The sequence below is a fragment of the Paraburkholderia sp. RL18-085-BIA-A genome, from assembly GCF_046027075.1.
In the GTDB taxonomy this organism is placed as follows: Bacteria; Pseudomonadota; Gammaproteobacteria; order Burkholderiales; family Burkholderiaceae; genus Paraburkholderia.
Genome location: NZ_JARESU010000012.1, coordinates 124,703 through 141,329 on the forward strand (window position 1 = coordinate 124,703; position 16,627 = coordinate 141,329).

At 63.7% G+C, this 16,627-nt stretch carries 10 protein-coding genes and 1 pseudogene; 9 read left to right on the forward strand and 2 right to left on the reverse strand.

Going from position 1 to position 16,627, the window contains the following annotated elements; genetic code table 11:
* The first annotated feature begins 326 nt into the window (after window positions 1-326).
* The 6 genes from P0D89_RS11550 to P0D89_RS11575 all read left to right on the forward strand — a co-directional run bounded on the left by P0D89_RS11550 (window position 327) and on the right by P0D89_RS11575 (window position 9,217).
* Entirely contained in the window at window positions 327-2,543 is a 2,217-nt protein-coding gene (locus P0D89_RS11550; protein ID WP_408376587.1) for a GNVR domain-containing protein, read from the forward strand.
* Window positions 2,544-2,674: 131 nt separating this feature from the next.
* On the forward strand, window positions 2,675-3,775 hold the full coding sequence (locus P0D89_RS11555; protein ID WP_408376588.1) for a glycosyltransferase: 1,101 nt from the start codon (window positions 2,675-2,677) through the stop codon (window positions 3,773-3,775).
* Window positions 3,776-3,850: 75 nt separating this feature from the next.
* Window positions 3,851-4,981, forward strand: a complete 1,131-nt coding sequence (locus P0D89_RS11560) for a hypothetical protein (protein ID WP_408376589.1) — start codon at window positions 3,851-3,853, stop codon at window positions 4,979-4,981.
* Between the two features lie 138 nt (window positions 4,982-5,119).
* The gene (locus P0D89_RS11565; protein ID WP_408376590.1) at window positions 5,120-6,013 is read left to right on the forward strand and encodes a glycosyltransferase family 2 protein; all 894 of its coding nucleotides are present in this window, start codon (window positions 5,120-5,122) and stop codon (window positions 6,011-6,013) included.
* A gap of 34 nt (window positions 6,014-6,047) precedes the next feature.
* Entirely contained in the window at window positions 6,048-7,832 is a 1,785-nt protein-coding gene (locus P0D89_RS11570) for a hypothetical protein (protein ID WP_408376591.1), read from the forward strand.
* Between the two features lie 80 nt (window positions 7,833-7,912).
* Window positions 7,913-9,217, forward strand: a complete 1,305-nt coding sequence (locus P0D89_RS11575) for an oligosaccharide flippase family protein (RefSeq protein WP_408376592.1) — start codon at window positions 7,913-7,915, stop codon at window positions 9,215-9,217.
* A 75-nt stretch (window positions 9,218-9,292) separates the two neighbouring features.
* Here P0D89_RS11575 and P0D89_RS11580 read toward each other — a convergent pair whose 3' ends face one another.
* On the reverse strand, window positions 9,293-10,504 hold the full coding sequence (locus P0D89_RS11580) for an MFS transporter (RefSeq protein ID WP_408376593.1): 1,212 nt from the start codon (window positions 10,502-10,504) through the stop codon (window positions 9,293-9,295).
* Between the two features lie 390 nt (window positions 10,505-10,894).
* Here P0D89_RS11580 and xdhA point away from each other — a divergent pair, with 390 nt between their 5' ends.
* From xdhA to xdhC, 3 genes and pseudogenes are all read left to right on the forward strand, one after another.
* Window positions 10,895-12,424 carry a xanthine dehydrogenase small subunit gene (gene xdhA, locus P0D89_RS11585; RefSeq protein WP_408376594.1) on the forward strand — a complete coding sequence of 510 codons (1,530 nt, stop codon included), beginning with the start codon at window positions 10,895-10,897 and terminating at the stop codon, window positions 12,422-12,424.
* Between the two features lie 38 nt (window positions 12,425-12,462).
* A complete protein-coding gene (gene xdhB / locus P0D89_RS11590) occupies window positions 12,463-14,829 on the forward strand; it encodes a xanthine dehydrogenase molybdopterin binding subunit (protein WP_408376595.1) in 2,367 nt (788 codons plus the stop codon).
* A 43-nt stretch (window positions 14,830-14,872) separates the two neighbouring features.
* Window positions 14,873-15,478: pseudogene (gene xdhC / locus P0D89_RS11595) on the forward strand (xanthine dehydrogenase accessory protein XdhC); the annotation flags it as partial.
* Between the two features lie 90 nt (window positions 15,479-15,568).
* Here xdhC and P0D89_RS11600 read toward each other — a convergent pair.
* Window positions 15,569-16,549, reverse strand: coding sequence for a LysR substrate-binding domain-containing protein (locus P0D89_RS11600; protein WP_408376596.1), 981 nt, complete (start codon window positions 16,547-16,549; stop codon window positions 15,569-15,571).
* Window positions 16,550-16,627 lie beyond the last annotated feature (78 nt).

A 16,627-nucleotide genomic window follows, 5' to 3' on the forward strand; every position in this document is an offset into this window, starting at 1 on the left:
GTGATCAGGTTGGGGGCCTCGATGGAGATGGACACGCAGTGAGTTGCTGCGCGAACAGGCTGGGGGGGGGTACAGCCGGACGCACGAGCGACGTTGCGCCTTGGGGCTGATCGCCGCAGACGTGTTTCATATCGTTGGGGACGCGCGTAATTCCGAGGTTCGGATCCCAAACGATTTGCCGAAGACGTGACCCGACACAGTTGATCGGGCACTGGGCGTCGAGGCAAACGCGCCGGCACCGGACGGCAACGTTCCGTGGCAGCGGCGGGGCGCTGGTCCCGGCGCCTGTGTCAAGTGGCAATCCGTCGATAATTGGAGAACGCGCAATGAACCGAAGCAGTGCACCGATAAATAACAGAGATGTTGACGAATATCCACCGGCACGGTTCGGCAATTATCTGGACGCGCTTTATGACAGCCGCAAGCTGATTGGCATTACGACGGCAGTCGCATTGACGATCGGCGTCGGCTACGCGTTTCTGTCCCAGCCGGTCTACCGCGCCGACGTACTCGTGCAGGTGGAGGAGAACACGCCCACCTCGACCAAGAATGTGCTGGGCGACGTGTCCGCGATGTTCGACGTCAAGACGGCGGCGTCCGGCGAAGCGCAGGTGCTCGGCTCGCGCATGGTCGTGGGCCCGGCGGTGGACAAGCTGAACCTCTTCATCGAAGCGACGCCGCGCTATTTCCCGCTGATCGGCCGCGTGCTGAGCCGCTATGCGGAGGAGTGGTCGACGCCCGGTCCGCGCGGCTACGTGTGGGGCAGCGAGCATATCGATGTGTCGAAATTCGACGTGCCGCCCGAGCTGTATGACCGACCGTTCGTGCTGACCAAGGGCGACGGAGCGGACTATCAGATCCGGCTCGGCAAGATCAAGCTGGAAGGCACGGTCGGCGAGGTGTTGAACGCGACCACGCCTTATGGCCCGCTCACGCTGCTGGTCGCCAAGGTCGACGCCAAGCCGGGCGCCACGTTCGAACTACGCCGCTTCTCCGCGCTGGCGACCACCGAGAAACTGCGCAGCGAAATGACGATTGCCGAAAAAGGCAAGGAGTCCGACATTATCGGCGTGTCGCTCGAAGGTCCCGATCCGAAGAAAGCCAGCGCGATTCTGGGCGCCATTGCCACCGAGTATGTGGACCAGAACACCAAGCGCAAATCGGAAGAGGCGGAGCGCTCGATCCGGTTCCTGGAACTGCAGTTGCCGGAGATGCGGCAGCAGCTCACCGATTCGGAAACGCGCTTTAACCAGTTCCGCGCGAAGCACGGCACGATCGACCTCGGCGAAGAAGCGACGAGCCTGCTGCAGCTCTCGGTCACCGCTCAGACGCGGCGCGCCGAACTCGAACAGAAGCGCAATGAATTGATGTCGCGCTTCACCGAACAGCATCCGGCGGTGCAGGCGATCGACGCGCAGCTGGCGGCGTCGCAGCAGGAAACCAAGCAGATCGCGAGCCGCACGGAATTGCTGCCGCCGCTCGAGCAAAACGTATTGCGCCTGCAACGCGATGTGCAGGTCGGCTCCGAGCTGGACACGATGCTGCGCAACACGCTCGAACAGCTGAAACTGATCAAGGCCGGCAAGGTGGGCAATGTTCGCCTCGTCGACGTGGCTGCCGCGCCCGACACGCCGGTGCGCCCCAAGCGCGCGCTCGTGATTCTCGCGTCGCTGATGATGGGCTTGTTCGTCGGTGTGATCGCGGCCCTCGCGCGTCAGCGTCTGTTCGATGCGATCGACGACCCGTACGAGATCGAGCTGCGCACGGACCTGCCGGTCTACGCCAGCGTGCCGTACAGCCGCCAGGAAGAGAAGCTCGAACATAGCCGCCGCCGGCCGGAAGCGCAGGGCCTCGTGCTCGCAAGCGAAGCGATGATCGATCCGGCGATCGAGAGCCTGCGCGGTTTCCACACAGCTCTCGAGTTCACGATGTCGGCGGCGCGCAATCGCGTGGTGCTCATCACGGGGCCGACACCCGGTATCGGCAAGTCGTTTGTCGCGCTGAACCTGGCGGCGGTGGTGGGCGCGTCCGGCAAGCGCGTGCTGCTGGTCGACTCGGATTTGCGCAGAGGCTTCCTGCATCGCCACCTGGGCGGCGATCGCGGTCCCGGTCTCGCCGATCTGATTCAAGGCACGATGCGCCCCGAAGAAGTGATCCGCGCGACCCGCTTCCCCGGCGTCGACTTCATCGCCTGCGGCCGCGCGCCGGGAAATCCGAACGATCTGCTGTCGAACACGAAGATGGAAGTGCTGATGAGTCGTCTCGGTTCCGGGTACGACGTCGTGCTGCTCGACGGCCCGCCGGTTCTCTCGACTGCGGATGCGTTGCGTCTGGCGAGCGTCGCGGGCACGACGTTCCTCGTCGCCCGGCAAGGCGTCACCGGGATCGGCGAGCTGCGCGAGTCCTCACGGCAGCTGGAGAAGATCGGCCTGCCGGTACGTGGGGTGATCGTCAACGCGCTGCGCCTGCGGCCCGGACGCTTCAGCTACGGCTACGGACGCTATCGGTACGCAAGCTACGTCTACAAACCGTACGAAAGATGAAACAGCGCGTCGCTCGCATTGTGTGACCGGCACGAAATCGCGAAGCAGGCGGACCGCCTGCTTCGAACGACCACGAAGGCATCTTTTGGCGGCAGCGCCGACTGTCCACCAGGAGTGAAGGGGTTACTCGGATGAAACAGCTATTTGTCACGTCTTTTCTGCCTCAGAAAAACGCGCCGCAAGCTGGCCACCGCCTGGCTTTCGACTATCTGACCAAACTGAGTGCGGACAACGATGTCGACGTGGTGCTCATTTCACGTCTGCCGGTCGAAGAGAAGGATTTCGAATTCCGCGCGAGCGTCGGGAATGTCTACGTGAAGTATGTGAACACGCTGGACCTGATTCCGTCGTTTCTCGCGGACCCGCTGCATTTCGCACCGCGTTTCTTCACGCGGTACAAGAAGTCGATCAGCCGGTTCCTGTGCGACCTGATCGAAAAGAACCGCTATGACACCGTGCGGCTGGAGTTCTCGCAGTGCTTTTCGTATGCGGTCGATCTGAAGCGCAGATTCGGCGACAGCATCGAACTCGTGCTGGGCATGCACGACGTGCAGATTCAGGTGGTGCTGCGGATCAAGAGCCTGGAAGGGCGCTTGTTCGCGAAGCAGACGTTCGATTTCGAACAACGTGTGATGAAGCTCGCGGACAAGGTGCTCGTACTGTCGAACAAGGACGCCCAACTGGTCCAGGCGCTCTATCCCGGCGTCGGCTCGCTGCAGGTCGTGCCGATCTCGCTGCCGGCTTTCGTGAAAGACATCCGCCGTTCGAAGGACACCGTGAAGAAGGGCAACATCCTTTTCTGGGGGGCGATGAAGCGCAGGGAAAACGAAGAGGCGCTGCTCAACTTCGTCGAGTCGACGTTCCTGCCGCTGCGCCGGCGCGGCCTCGCGCTGAAACTGTTCGTGGTGGGCTCGGACCCGAGCGAGCGCGTCAAGCGCCTGAACAGCGACGATATCTGCGTGACCGGTTTCGTGGCCGACCCGAGCATGTATTTCGAATCCGCCGATATCGGCGTGGTGCCGCTGCTTTCGGGTGCGGGCGTCAAGCTGAAGACACTGGAAATGCTGGCGGCCAGGCTGCCGGTCGTGTCGACGCCATTGGGCGCGGAAGGTGTGGATCACGACGGCGGTTTGCTCAACGTCTGCGAGATCGACGAGTTCGCGGCTGTCATCGAGCGTATGTACCTGGGAGGCACGTGCAACGTCGGTGCCTCCGTGGCATGCCAGGCGTAAAAGAAAATGACCGCGACGATCGCTTTTTTACTCGCTGCAGTGCTCTGCTCGACTCGCGGAATACTGGAGTCCGAAATGGGCAAGAGCGCGGCGTACCTGGTGCAGGTCGGCGGCATTGTCGGTCTGCTCATGTGGTACGTCTCGCCCGCGGCGTTGGGCTCCTATTTCCGGCGCGAGGGGCGCTGGTCTTTGTGGCTGATCATGGGCGTGGTGTTTACCGTCGCCGTGTCGATGGTGGTCACGCTGGCCCAAACAGGCCAGATCGAATTCTCCTATGTGTTCGTGTTCGTCTTCACGATCTTCATCTATTTCTATTCGATCTCGAATTACAAAAACCGCTTCATCCAGCCTCGTTTCGCGTTCTGGGGACTGATGGTAATCGGACTGATCGAGGCCGCCGTCGCCGTGGCCCAGCAGCAAGGCAGCTTCCCGATTGTGTTGCCGGGTACGACGTACGGATTCGACAACCTGCGCGTGCCGTCGCTGACGGGGAGCTATCTGCACTATCCACTGTTCGTCGGGATCGTCGCGTCGCTGTGCGGGGCCGATTATCTGATGCGCAAGAAGGCGTTGTCGGGGATCGCCTGTGCGGTGCTGACGGTGTGCATCTTTTCGTCGCTGTCGCGAAGCGGGATGCTGATCATCCTCGGCACGTTCGCGCTTGCGTTCGTCAGGGAACCCATCCAGTTCCTGAGCAAAAACGCGAAATTGATCATCGCCGGGTTGATGGCCTGCATGGCGATCATCGTGCTGGGCGGCGCGAGAGGCGGGTCGAGCGATAGCGTGATGAACGTGGCTGCGGAACGCATCATAGGTGCGACCAACCTGCAGTCGGACGGCAACGACGGCCGGACCGAAGCCTGGGACAAGGCCGCGGCGCTGGTCCTGCCGATCAACGTGATTGCCGGGTCGTACTTCGGGCTGGTTACGAACTCCGCGTCGGACGCCGTGAAGAACCAGTTCGGCATTGTCGAATCGAGCCTGCTTCAGCAGGTTCTGAATGTCGGCTTGCTCGGGACGATCTTCTACTTCGGCTTGCTGATCTCCGTGACGAGGCTGATATGCCCCGGCAGCACGCTAAGGCTGTGTGTTTGGGCTGCGCTGTTTCAATCGCTCTTTTATCAGTCGATTGAAGTGATTCCTTTCGTATTCCTCTTGATGACGCTGCCGGTGTTCGACATGTCTGAAGAGTCAGTTCAAACCTAGGGGTAGTCAATGACAGTTCTTTTGGCTTGAGAAGCCCGGCTGTCGTCGGCGAGGCCGCTGCCTCGCTCGAACAGAGAATATATCGGTCGGGCTTTGGGAGTTATTCCGCGAATGCCTGATGCCTTGCAGGAGGTGGGGATGAGCTTGGTCGGAACGTTTAGCGTAGTCATCGTCAACTACAACACGCCGAAGCTGGTGCGAAATTGCGTGCAGTCCGTGCTCGACGAGTCGATTGCCGGTCACGAGGATATCGTCGTGGTGGACAACGCCTCGACGGACAATTCGTTCGCTTATCTGAAGGAGGCATTGCCGGCGGGCATCCGGCTCGTGAGGACGTCGATCAATCGCGGCTTTGCGGCCGGCGTGAATTTCGGCGTGGTCGGGTGCATGCGGGAACTGGTCCTCGTGCTCAATCCCGACACCTACTTCGTCGACGCGTCGCTGGAGAACGTCGTTGCCCTGATGAAGAACGAGCCCGATGTCGGACTTGTCGGTCTCGATCTGACCTATCCGGACGGCGAACGCCAGTTCTCCGCGCGGCGCTTCTATTCGCTGCTCGACATTCTCGGCCGGCGTTCGCCGCTTGGCCGGCTGGAGGCGTTCAGACGGCGCATCGACAACCATCTGATGCGCGAAGCGTGGCGCGCGGGCACGCCGTTCGAGGCCGAGTGGGTGCTGGGCACGGGTTTCATCGTGCGTCGCTCGCTGTTCGGCGACCTGGGCGGTATGGACGAGCATTTCTTCCTCTATATGGAAGACGTCGATTTCTGCGCACGGATCTGGCAAGCGGGCTACCGCGTGCTCTGCGTGCCGGGCGCGCGGCTGACCCACGAGCATCAGCGGGCGTCCGCGGCGGGTTTTCTGAGCAAGGCGGGGCGGCGTCATATGAACAGCCTCTGGCGCTTCAGCCGCAAGTACCGCTTGCCGCTTTTCACGCCGCCCGGCGTCCAGGGACTGATTCGCGGGTCCCGGCCGCAGCCGGTGCGGATCGACGCGCACCCTGGCGGAAAGCAGCCGCGAACCGCGGAGTGAAGTCACGTGTTGTGCAATCGGGAGAGCTAACTTTATGGTGGGCAAGACCCGGCGGCAGGCTATCAAGACCTTCTTGCTCGGCGGCCTGGCCGGGGCCGGCGCAACGGCAGCGGAGATTCGCCTCGCGGGCGCTGTGACCAGCGCGCCGCGCGGGGGGGACTCGCTCGCGAGCGCCGGCACGGCCGACCGCGTATTGGGCAACGACGGGCTGATGATTGCCCGCGACGGTGTCACGCACGACGTGAAGATCAGGCAGGTCGCCGCGTATGTGCAGGACCATCCGTTTCCGGATCCGGTCGCGCCCAGCTATCTGAAGACGCTCAGCGACATCGTGGCGGGGCAGGAAGTGAGCCTCGCGCGCTTCATCGATCCACGCAAGCTTGCCGCGATCCAGCAGGGCACGTCCAGTTACGATTGCGGTCCCGACCTGACAGCCGCCTTCCAGAGCGGCGCACGCGGCTTCTATATGCCGCACGGCATATGGCGCTTCCACGGCGACCTGAAGACGCCGCCCGGCTCGAAATTGCGCGGCGATGGCGGCGGTGAATATACGGTGATCACCGAAGGCCAACTGGCTGCGACGGTGCTGGAAAGACAGGATGTTGGAGGCTCGAACTCGGCGGTGCTGACGCTGGGGGAGGCATCGAATGTGGAGTATCTGCAGGTCCGGCCGGCGCATTACGAAAAGGTGATTTATTACCTGGCCAATTATCCTGCGCACACGGGCAACACGCCGGTCGGCATCCGTTTCTCGAAAACGAGCGGCGCCCGCCATTGCACGGCCATCGGATTTCCGGGCGCCGGCTTCGAACTGGGCGTGACGTCGACGCTCGAGCGTTGCTATGCGTATATGTGCGATCGCGGCTTTCATACACCGGGGCTGACGGACGGCTCGCTGATCAATTGCATCGGCATGTTCTGCCATACGGCCGGCGCCGATCTGGTCGCCAACTTCTGGCAGGTGATCGGCGGAAGATGGGAGTGGAATGCGCGCTATGGAATCATCATGGGCGCGGAATCGCTGATCGTCGGCGCAGTGTTCGACCGCAACGGCTTCGCCGGCATTTATATGAAAAGCGGCAACTGGGGCAAGGTGGTGAACGGCAACTACTTCTCCAGGAACGGCTGCGGCGGCAACGGCTCCTTGGGCCGCTGGAAGTTTTCGACGCCGTCTCATCCGTCGTATCTGCAAGTGCCGGCCGGGCAGAGCTGCCAGATCCAGATCGATTATCAGCAGGGCGCGACGATCGTCGGCAACCGCTTCCGGGCTGGCCGCGATGACGACAACGACGGCTGCGACGGTCCGCAGTTCGTCTATGGCAGTTCGACCGCGTCCGGCAGCACGCCGCTCGAAGGCATCGCGATTCACGGCAATATGGGCGACCGGGCCGGCGATTCGATCGTCGGCTTCAACAAGGCGTATCCGGGCGGCGGTTCGGTTGCAGGCGGCAAGGATGCCGAGCTGGTCCGCAGCCTCGATCTCGGCGTCGGATTCCATCGCGGCGGCGTGGCCTCGGCGCTGCATTGCGGTGACCAGGTCACTTCGTCCAAAACGTCGCAGGCCACCGTGAACGTTCTGCGCGGCTCGTCCGGCCGCGTGGTCGTGCGCGCAACCACCGAGGCGCATGCGCAACTGGCCGAGATTCTCTTCGCCACCAATGCATCCGATGCCGGATATAAGACGGTAGTCAACAACCTGATTGGAGATGCGGTGAAGAGCGCTGTGCTCGCCGCCAATTCTGCAGACAATCGCTATAACAAGCTCGACATCGCTCTGACCGAGCCTTCGTTCGTGTCGTATTCTGTGTTTTCAACTTGAGAGACGACACGCCGAGTGCCGGTTGATATGAAATCATTCGAGCGAAAGTGCGTGACGAGCAATTGGAATCGGGACCCACTGTGTCGACGAGAAACGTAATCATTGCCCTGTATTCGGTTTACGCGCTCAATTACGTGCTCCCATTGGTGACGTTGCCGTATCTGTCACATGTGCTCGGGCCGGCGGGGTTGGGCGTGATCGGCTATGCGCAGTCCATTGCGCAGATTCTGCTGGTGGTGGTCGACTTCGGCTTCGGCATGAGCAGCGCGCGCAAGGTGGCCGTCAGTATCGGTCAGCCGGCAGTCGTCAACCGCATCTACTGGTCCACGACGATCGGTAGGGCGATCCTCGCGGTGCTGTGTACGCTGGTGCTGGTCGGATGGTCGTTCGCGGGCCACATGACGCCGGCCGAACGCGGCGCCACGCTGCTGGCCTCGCTGGTGATCTGGGGCGGCGTCATCACGCCTGCGTGCTTCTTCGAGGGAACGCAGCGGCTGCCGGTGCTGGCGGGTACGCTGCTGGTGTCACGAGTCGGCATGCTGATTCCGCTGTTCCTGTTCGTGAAGAGTCACGACGACGTGATGCTCGCGGCCGCGTTGCAGTATGCGCCGACCTTCGTTTGCGGCGTGATCCTCACGGTCATGCTGATCTCGAAGCGCGAGATTCTGTTCAACGTCAGGATCGGATTTTCAGAGGTGCTGGCCGAGGCCAAGGACGCGTATCACATCTTCCTCAGCTCGGCGCTCACGTCCGTGTACATGTACGCCAACGTCATCATGCTGCGAATGATCAGCGGGCCCGGCGCCGTCGGTTACTACGTGGCGGCGGAGCGGCTGACCAATGCGCTGCGCGCATGTACCGCTCCCGCGATTCAGGCGTTCTTCCCGAAGATCTGCATCGCGTACGAGAACGGCGATCGCGAGTACGTGCACAAGGTGAACCGCGGGTTCATGGTCGCGTTTGCCGCGTCGGCGATCCTGATTCTGATCGGGTTCTCCTTGCTCGGCGAGTGGTTCGTCGGGCGCTTTCTGGGCGAGGCTTTCGGCGAGACGTTCCGGATTTTGCGCGTTCTGGTGTTCGTGCCGGCGATCGTCGGTATGACGACGACGCAGGTGATGCTCACTGTCATCGCGTCAGGCAACCAGTCCGTGCTGAAGAGAATCTATGTTTACGGCGCGCTGTTTCATCTGGTGCAGGCGCCGGTCTCCATCTATCTGTGGGGCGGCGTCGGCACCGCATGCTCCGTTGCGGCCACGGAGCTGTTCATGCTGATGGGCGTGTACCGTGTCTCGAACCGTATCAATCACGGTCAAATCGCGGTGCGCTCGCAGAGCCAGCCAAAGCCGCAGCCGATCAAGCCGGAAATGGTGGCCGAAAGGGATTGACCACGCGGGTTCAAACGGCCCGCGCGCACGGATGAGAGCATTGCGCCCGCGGCGCGGCGCGAGTCGCGAAGCGCTTCAAAGCGCCGCGGGCAAATTGGTCACCTTGGCATTGCGCAGATAAAGCACGGTGGAGAGTGCCACCGCTGCGGCGGCCGCAATCGCGGCGAACAGAAACACCGAGCCATACCCGAACTCCCCGGCGATGTACCCGGCCAACGGCCCGGTAATGCCCAGCGACAGATCGAGGAACACGGAATAAGCCGACAACGCCGCGCCCCGGCTCGCGGGCGGCACGAGCCCGACCGCCTCCACGCCGAGCGCCGGGAACACCAGTGCAAAGCCGAAGCCGGTCAACGCCGCGCCCGCCAGCGCGATATGCGGCTCGGGCGCGAGCCACAGCATCAACAAGCCGACGCACTCGAACGAGAACGACGCGATCGCGACGCGAAAGCCGCCGTAGGTCTTGATCGTGTTGGCGAACAACAGGCGCGCGCCGATGAACAGCGTGCCGAACACCGTCAGCGACAAAGCCGCATTCGGCCAGTTCTTCGCGGCATAAAACAGCGTGATGAAGGTGGCGATCGAGCCGAACCCGGCGGACCCGAGCGCAAGACCGAGTCCATGCGGCAGCACGCGCGTAAACACGCTGCGGTACGACATCCGCTCACCGTGGACGATCGGCACCGGCGCGATCAGGCGAGCCAGATAGTAGCCGAGCGCGGCCAGCGCGATCACCACGATCCCCAGCGTGGCAAAGCCGGTCGCGTGCGTGAGCGCGACGCCGAGCGGCGCGCCGATTGCGAGCGCGCCATACGTCGCGATGCCGTTCCACGAAATCACCCGTGCGTTGTTGCTGATGCCCACCCGGCCGATGCCCCACAGAATCGCGCCGGTGCCGCACAGGCTTTCGCCGAAGCCGAGCACCAGACGGCCGCACACCAGCAGCGTGAGGCTCAGCACCGGCCAGCGTGCGCACAGCACGGCCAGCAACAGCAGCACACCGCTCGCGCCACACCCCAGCAGTCCGATCGACACCGTGCGCTTGGGTCCCAGCGTGTCCGCGGAACGGCCGGCGAGCGGCCGCGAAGCCAGCGTCGCCAGGTATTGCACGCTGATCGCCGCACCCGCCAGCACCACGCTGTAGCCCAGGTCGCCGTGGACGTAGCCAGGCAGCACCGCGAGCGGAATGCCGATCGTCAGGTAGCAAAGAAACGTGAAAAAGACGACCGGAATGATCTGCATGGTCGTCGCAAATTCGCTGCGAGGTGGCGCGGAGTCGGTGGACATGGGGAAAACGATACTTGAAAACGGCGAGAAGGCGTGATTTTCCCATGGAACCGATTCTCTTGCAGGACTTGCTTAATTAATCGTCCGACCAAATTGGGCTAGCGGACTCACATAGTGGGGAAATTTGGCCTTTTTTAGCGCCCGCAATTCTGGCCAGCGCCGCGGCATGTCATGATTTTCATTGACCGTTAAACCGCAAAAACAGGCAATGCATGGCAAAAATCCCGGGTCAACATAAGCCGACCCGCTCCCAAATCGATCTCTATATCGCTTTGCGAATATGTCCCCCATGCGAACCGCGCTATGGGTTGGCTTTATTGACGGTGATAGTTTTCGAACCATCGCTGCAGCACGTCCCCACGGACACAGAACATTCGAGAGTAACGAGAGATGACTGAGCCGATTCGCTTCTACCACCGCAACGCGATCCGCGAGATCAAGGACGCGCCCGTCACCCGCACCGTGCTGCAGTATCTGCGCGAGGACGCGCATTGCACCGGCACCAAGGAAGGCTGCGCCGAAGGCGACTGCGGCGCGTGCACGGTCGTGCTCGGCGAGCGCAACGCGGCGGGCGGCGTCGACTTCAAGGCGGTCAACGCGTGCATCCAGTTCGTACCGAGGCTCGACGGCAAAGCGCTCTACACCGTCGAGGACCTGCGCCAGCCGGACGGCTCGCTGCATCCGGTGCAGGAGGCGATGGTCGAATGCCACGGCTCGCAATGCGGCTTCTGCACGCCGGGCTTCATCATGTCGATGTGGTCGATATACGAAAAGCATGGTCACGAGCAGAGCTGCGCGAGCCGCACGGTGCCCTCGCGCGAAGCGATCAGCAATGCGCTGACCGGCAACCTGTGCCGCTGCACCGGCTATCGGCCGATCGTCGATGCAGCGGTGCGCATGTTCGACGCGCCCGCGCCGAAAGCGCCGGTGAACGTCGCCGCGCTCGCCGCGACGCTCGCCACGCTCGAGCGCGACGACACGTTCCACTACGAGCACGCCGGCCAGCAGTTCGACGCGCCGCGCACAGTCGAGGCGCTCGCGAACATCAAGCAGGCCCAGCCGGCCACGCGCATTCTTGCCGGCAGCACCGACATCGGCTTGTGGGTGACCAAGCAGATGCGCGAGCTGGGCAACATCGTCTACGTCGGGCAGATCGCCGAATTGCAGAAGCTCGAAACCAACGGCGAGTGGATCGAGATCGGCGCCGGCGTGAGTGTCGAAAAGGCCTATGCGGAGATCGCGAAGCAGTATCCGGAACTGACCGAAATGTGGCAACGCTTCGCGTCGCTGCCGATTCGCAATGCCGGCACGCTCGGCGGCAACATCGCCAACGGGTCGCCGATCGGCGATTCGATGCCCGGCCTGATCGCGCTCGGCGCACGGGTGATCGTGCGCGGCGGTGCAATCGAGCGCGAGATGCCGCTCGAAGACCTGTACCTCGCGTATCAGAAGAAGGACATGGCGGAGCACGAATTCGTCGTCGGGCTGAAGGTGCCGACGCGCAGCGGCGCGCGCGAGAAACTGCAGTTCCGCACCTACAAGCTCTCGAAGCGCTTCGATTCGGATATCTCGGCCGTGTGTGGGGCGTTCGCATTCATCGTCGACGGCGACCTGATCCGCGAACCGCGCATCGCGTTCGGCGGGATGGCCGCCACCTCGAAACGCGCGACGCATGCCGAAGCCGTGCTGCGCGACGCCGAATGGCACGAAGCCACTGCCCAGGCCGCGATGCTCGCGCTCGGCAACGACTACGCGCCGCTGTCCGACATGCGCGCGTCCAGCAACTATCGGCTCGAAGCCGCGAAGAACACGCTGTACCGCTTCTGGCTCGAAACGCGTCCGCACAATCCGCTGCCCAGGAGCGCGCTCGATGTGCGCGCGGTCGCCGCGGCATGCGCGCCGGCCGGCGCGAGCGCCTGAGACGCGGCAAGCCTACGAAGGATACGGAGAACACCACAATGAATCAGCAAGCCGAGCCGTTCCTGAAAGACCTTCAGGATCTCGACGACTTCACCCAGGTCCACGTGTCGCGTCCGCACGAGTCCGCGCATCTGCACGTGAGCGGCCGCGCCACCTATACCGACGACATCCCGACGCTCGCCGGCACGCTGCACGCCGCGCTCGGGCTGTCGTCGAAGGCGCATGCGAAGATCGTGTCGATCTCGCTCGACAAGGTGCGCGCCACGCCCGGCGTGGTCGCGATCTTCACCGCCGACGACATCCCCGGCGCCAACGACGTGGGCCCGATCATCCACGGCGACGATCCGATTCTCGCCGACGGCGTCGTGCAATACATCGGCCAGCCGATCTTCATCGTCGTCGCGACGTCGCACGAAACGGCGCGTCTCGCCGCGCGCCGCGCCGAAGTCGTCTACGACGAATTGCCGGCGGTTTTGACCGCGCAGCAGGCGCGCGCCGCGAACCAGTACGTGTTGCCGCCGATGAAACTCGCGCGCGGCGAAGCCGGTACGAAGATCGCGCGCGCCGCGCATCGCGAGGCCGGGGAAATGCTGCTCGGCGGCCAGGAGCAGTTCTATCTGGAAGGACAGATTTCGTACGCGGTGCCGAAGGACGACGACGGCATGCACGTCTACTGTTCGACGCAGCACCCGACCGAAATGCAGCATCTGGTCGCGCACGCGTTGGGCGTCGCTTCGCACAACGTGCTGATCGAATGCCGGCGCATGGGCGGCGGCTTCGGCGGCAAGGAATCGCAATCGGCGCTGTTCGCGTGCTGCGCGGCGCTCGCCGCATGGAAGCTGCTGTGCCCGGTGAAACTGCGTCCGGACCGCGACGACGACATGATGGTCACCGGCAAGCGCCACGATTTCCACTACACGTATGAAGTGGGCTACGACGACCGCGGCGTGATCGACGGCGTAACGGTCGACATGACTTCGCGCTGCGGTTTCTCCGCCGACCTGTCCGGTCCGGTGATGACGCGCGCGCTGTGCCACTTCGACAACGCGTACTGGCTGTCGGACGTGACCATCGACGGCTTCTGCGGCAAGACCAACACCCAGTCGAACACCGCGTTTCGCGGCTTCGGCGGCCCACAGGGCGCGTTCGCGATCGAGTACATCCTGGACGACGTCGCGCGTTCGGTCGGTGCGGATTCGCTCGACGTGCGCCGCCGCAACCTGTACGGCAAGACCGAGCGCAACCAGACGCCGTACGGCCAGGTCGTCGAAGACAACGTAATCCATGAACTGATCGACGAACTCGAGGCGACCAGCGAATACCGCGCGCGCCGCGCGGCGATCAACGAGTTCAACGCGAACAACGAAGTGCTGAAAAAAGGGCTCGCGCTGACGCCGGTCAAGTTCGGCATCGCGTTCAACGTGACGCACTTCAACCAGGCCGGCGCGCTCGTGCACATCTACACCGACGGTTCGGTGCTGGTGAACCACGGCGGCACCGAAATGGGCCAGGGCTTGAACACGAAGGTCGCGCAAGTCGTCGCGCACGAACTGGGCGTCGGCTTCAACCGCATTCGCGTGACCGCCACCGATACCAGCAAGATCGCCAACACGTCGGCGACGGCGGCATCGACGGGTTCGGACTTGAACGGCAAGGCCGCGCAGGACGCCGCGCGCCAGTTGCGCGAACGCCTCTCGGCCTTCGCCGCCGAGCGCTTCGGCGCGGGGCAGGTGCGCGCCGCGGACGTGCGCTTCGCGCACGACCGCGTGGTGGTCGGCGACGTTGCAGTGCCGTTCGAAGAGGTCGTCGCGAAGGCTTACCTCGCGCGCATCCAGTTGTGGTCGGACGGCTTTTACGCGACCCCGAAGCTCTACTGGGATCAGTCGAAGCTGCAAGGCCGGCCGTTCTACTACTACTCGTATGGCGCGGCGGTGTCGGAAGTGGTGATCGACACGCTGACCGGCGAAATGCGCGTGCTGCGCGCGGACGCGTTGCACGACGTGGGCGCGTCGCTGAACCCGGCGCTCGACGTCGGCCAGGTGGAAGGCGCGTTCATCCAGGGAATGGGCTGGCTCACGACCGAAGAGCTGTGGTGGAACGCGGGTGGCAAGCTGATGACGCACGCGCCGTCCACTTACAAGATTCCCACGGTGAACGATACGCCGCCCGACTTCCGCGTGCGCCTCTTCAAAAACCGCAATGCCGAGGACAGCATCCATCGCTCGAAGGCGACCGGCGAGCCGCCGTTGCTGCTGCCGTTCTCGGTGTTCTTTGCCGTGCGTGATGCGGTGTCGGCGGTGGGCGATCACAAGGTCAATCCGCCGCTGAACGCGCCCGCGACCAGCGAGGAAATTCTCAAGGCGGTGGGCGCGGTGCGGGCCGCAACCGCCGCCACGCGGCAATGAGCACAGCCGCGGGCCGGACAAAAAACGGCGCACGACGCAATGCAAAGCGCGGGCGCACAATCTACTCACTGGGATGATCGCCATGAACGATTTCTCGTCCGTTCAGATCGGCCGGCGCAGCGCCGTGCCGATGCCGCGTCCGGCGCCGATGCACATCGTGCTGTTCGGCGCGGGGCATGTCGGGCATGCGCTCGTCAGGCTGCTCGGCAGCTTGCCTTGCGTGGTCCAGTGGGTCGACGAGCGCGACGAACTGTTCCCCGACGAAACGCCCGCCACCGTGCAGATCGAAGCGACCGACACTCCCGATGCGATCGTCGATACGGCGCCGCCCGGCGCTTATTTCCTCGTGATGACGCACAACCATGCGCTCGATTTTTCGCTCGCCGCGCGCATCATGCGGCGGCGCGATTTCACGTACTTCGGCATGATCGGTTCGAAGACCAAGCGCGTGAAATTCGAGCGGCGTCTGCTCGAGCGTGGCGTGGACGCGGACCGGCTGGTGGAGATGACCTGCCCGATCGGGGTGGACGGCATCGTCGACAAGGCGCCGTCGGCGATCGCGGTCGCGGTGTGCGCGGAGTTGCTGCAGATCAGGACGTGCCAGGTGGTGGCGCAGGTCGCGACGCAAAAGCTTTGCGCGACTGTTTGACGAGGCGGCGCGCCGCCGCATGCGTTTACGAGAGCGTGGCATATGCGGGCGTTTAAAGCCAAACGCCCGCGCCGCAAAAAACCTTCGCTTCTACTTGCCCGGCTCTTCGTTCTGCCGTGGCCGCTTCGCACGCCGCACCTTCTGCGCCACCAATCCATCCGATACCTGGGCCATCAACGTGCGCAACCAGCCGACATCGCTCGGCCGATCCGGATGCGGATGCCATAGCTGATAGCACTTGATGCGCGGAAACGCGATCGGCACATCGACCACCGCGAGCGGCAGCATGTCGGCGTAGTGCGTGGCGAAGCGGCGGGTCGTCGTGAAGATCAGATCCGATTGCAACAGCGTCTGCGGCACGAGCCCGAAGTAGGGCAGCGTGGCGACGATGCGCCGCGCCGCGTGAGCCCGCGCGAAACCCGTGTCGATCGCGCCGCCGCGCGCGCCGCTGTACGGCGTCGGCGCGAGATGGGGCGCGGCGAGATACGCTTCGCGCGTCAGCGGCGCGCGGGTCAGCGGATGATCGGCGCGCATCAGGCAGACGACCGTGTCCGAGAACAGATCGCTGCGTTCGAAACGCGGGTCGGGCTTCGGCCAGTTGCCGATCACCAGATCGAGTTCGCCGGCGTCGAGCGCGGCGCAATGATCGAGTAGCGGACCCAGTGATTCGATTTCGAGCCGCGCATGCGGTGCCGCTTCGCGAAACTGCGCGACCACGGTCGGCATGAAGAAGTCGTTCAGATAATCCGGCGCGGCCACGCGGAAAGTGCGCCGCGAGCGGGCGGGATCGAAATCGCCGTGCGGCGTCGCGACGAAATCGACTTCGCGCAGCACGCGCTGCGCGGACGCCAGCAGCGATTCGCCATATTCGGTCGGCACCATGCCCGCTTTGCCGCGCACGAGAATCGGATCGTTCAGCGTCTCGCGCAGCTTGCGCAGCGCGGTGCTGATCGCGGGCTGGGTTTGATTCAGACGCAGCGCGGTCTGCGTGACGCTGCGCTCGACCAGCAGCGTGCGCAGCACGCGCACGAGCCAGATGTCGAGTGAGGCGGCGGAGTCGTCGTCATCCATGATTTGAGCGTGGCCGTGCAGGCGCAGCGGGCCCGGATCAGGCGTCGGGCGCAACCGCTTCGCGATACGGCCCGCGTG

Bases quoted from the DNA above. Each gene is read 5' to 3' on its own strand.
- P0D89_RS11600 (WP_408376596.1), bottom strand. From the start codon at position 16,549: ATGGATGACGACGACTCCGCCGCCTCACTCGACATCTGGCTCGTGCGC.
- xdhB (WP_408376595.1), top strand. From the start codon at position 12,463: ATGAATCAGCAAGCCGAGCCGTTCCTGAAAGACCTTCAGGATCTCGAC.
- P0D89_RS11555 (WP_408376588.1), top strand. From the start codon at position 2,675: ATGAAACAGCTATTTGTCACGTCTTTTCTGCCTCAGAAAAACGCGCCG.
- xdhA (WP_408376594.1), top strand. From the start codon at position 10,895: ATGACTGAGCCGATTCGCTTCTACCACCGCAACGCGATCCGCGAGATC.
- P0D89_RS11560 (WP_408376589.1), top strand. From the start codon at position 3,851: ATGGGCAAGAGCGCGGCGTACCTGGTGCAGGTCGGCGGCATTGTCGGT.
- P0D89_RS11580 (WP_408376593.1), bottom strand. From the start codon at position 10,504: ATGTCCACCGACTCCGCGCCACCTCGCAGCGAATTTGCGACGACCATG.
- P0D89_RS11570 (WP_408376591.1), top strand. From the start codon at position 6,048: ATGGTGGGCAAGACCCGGCGGCAGGCTATCAAGACCTTCTTGCTCGGC.
- P0D89_RS11565 (WP_408376590.1), top strand. From the start codon at position 5,120: ATGAGCTTGGTCGGAACGTTTAGCGTAGTCATCGTCAACTACAACACG.
- P0D89_RS11550 (WP_408376587.1), top strand. From the start codon at position 327: ATGAACCGAAGCAGTGCACCGATAAATAACAGAGATGTTGACGAATAT.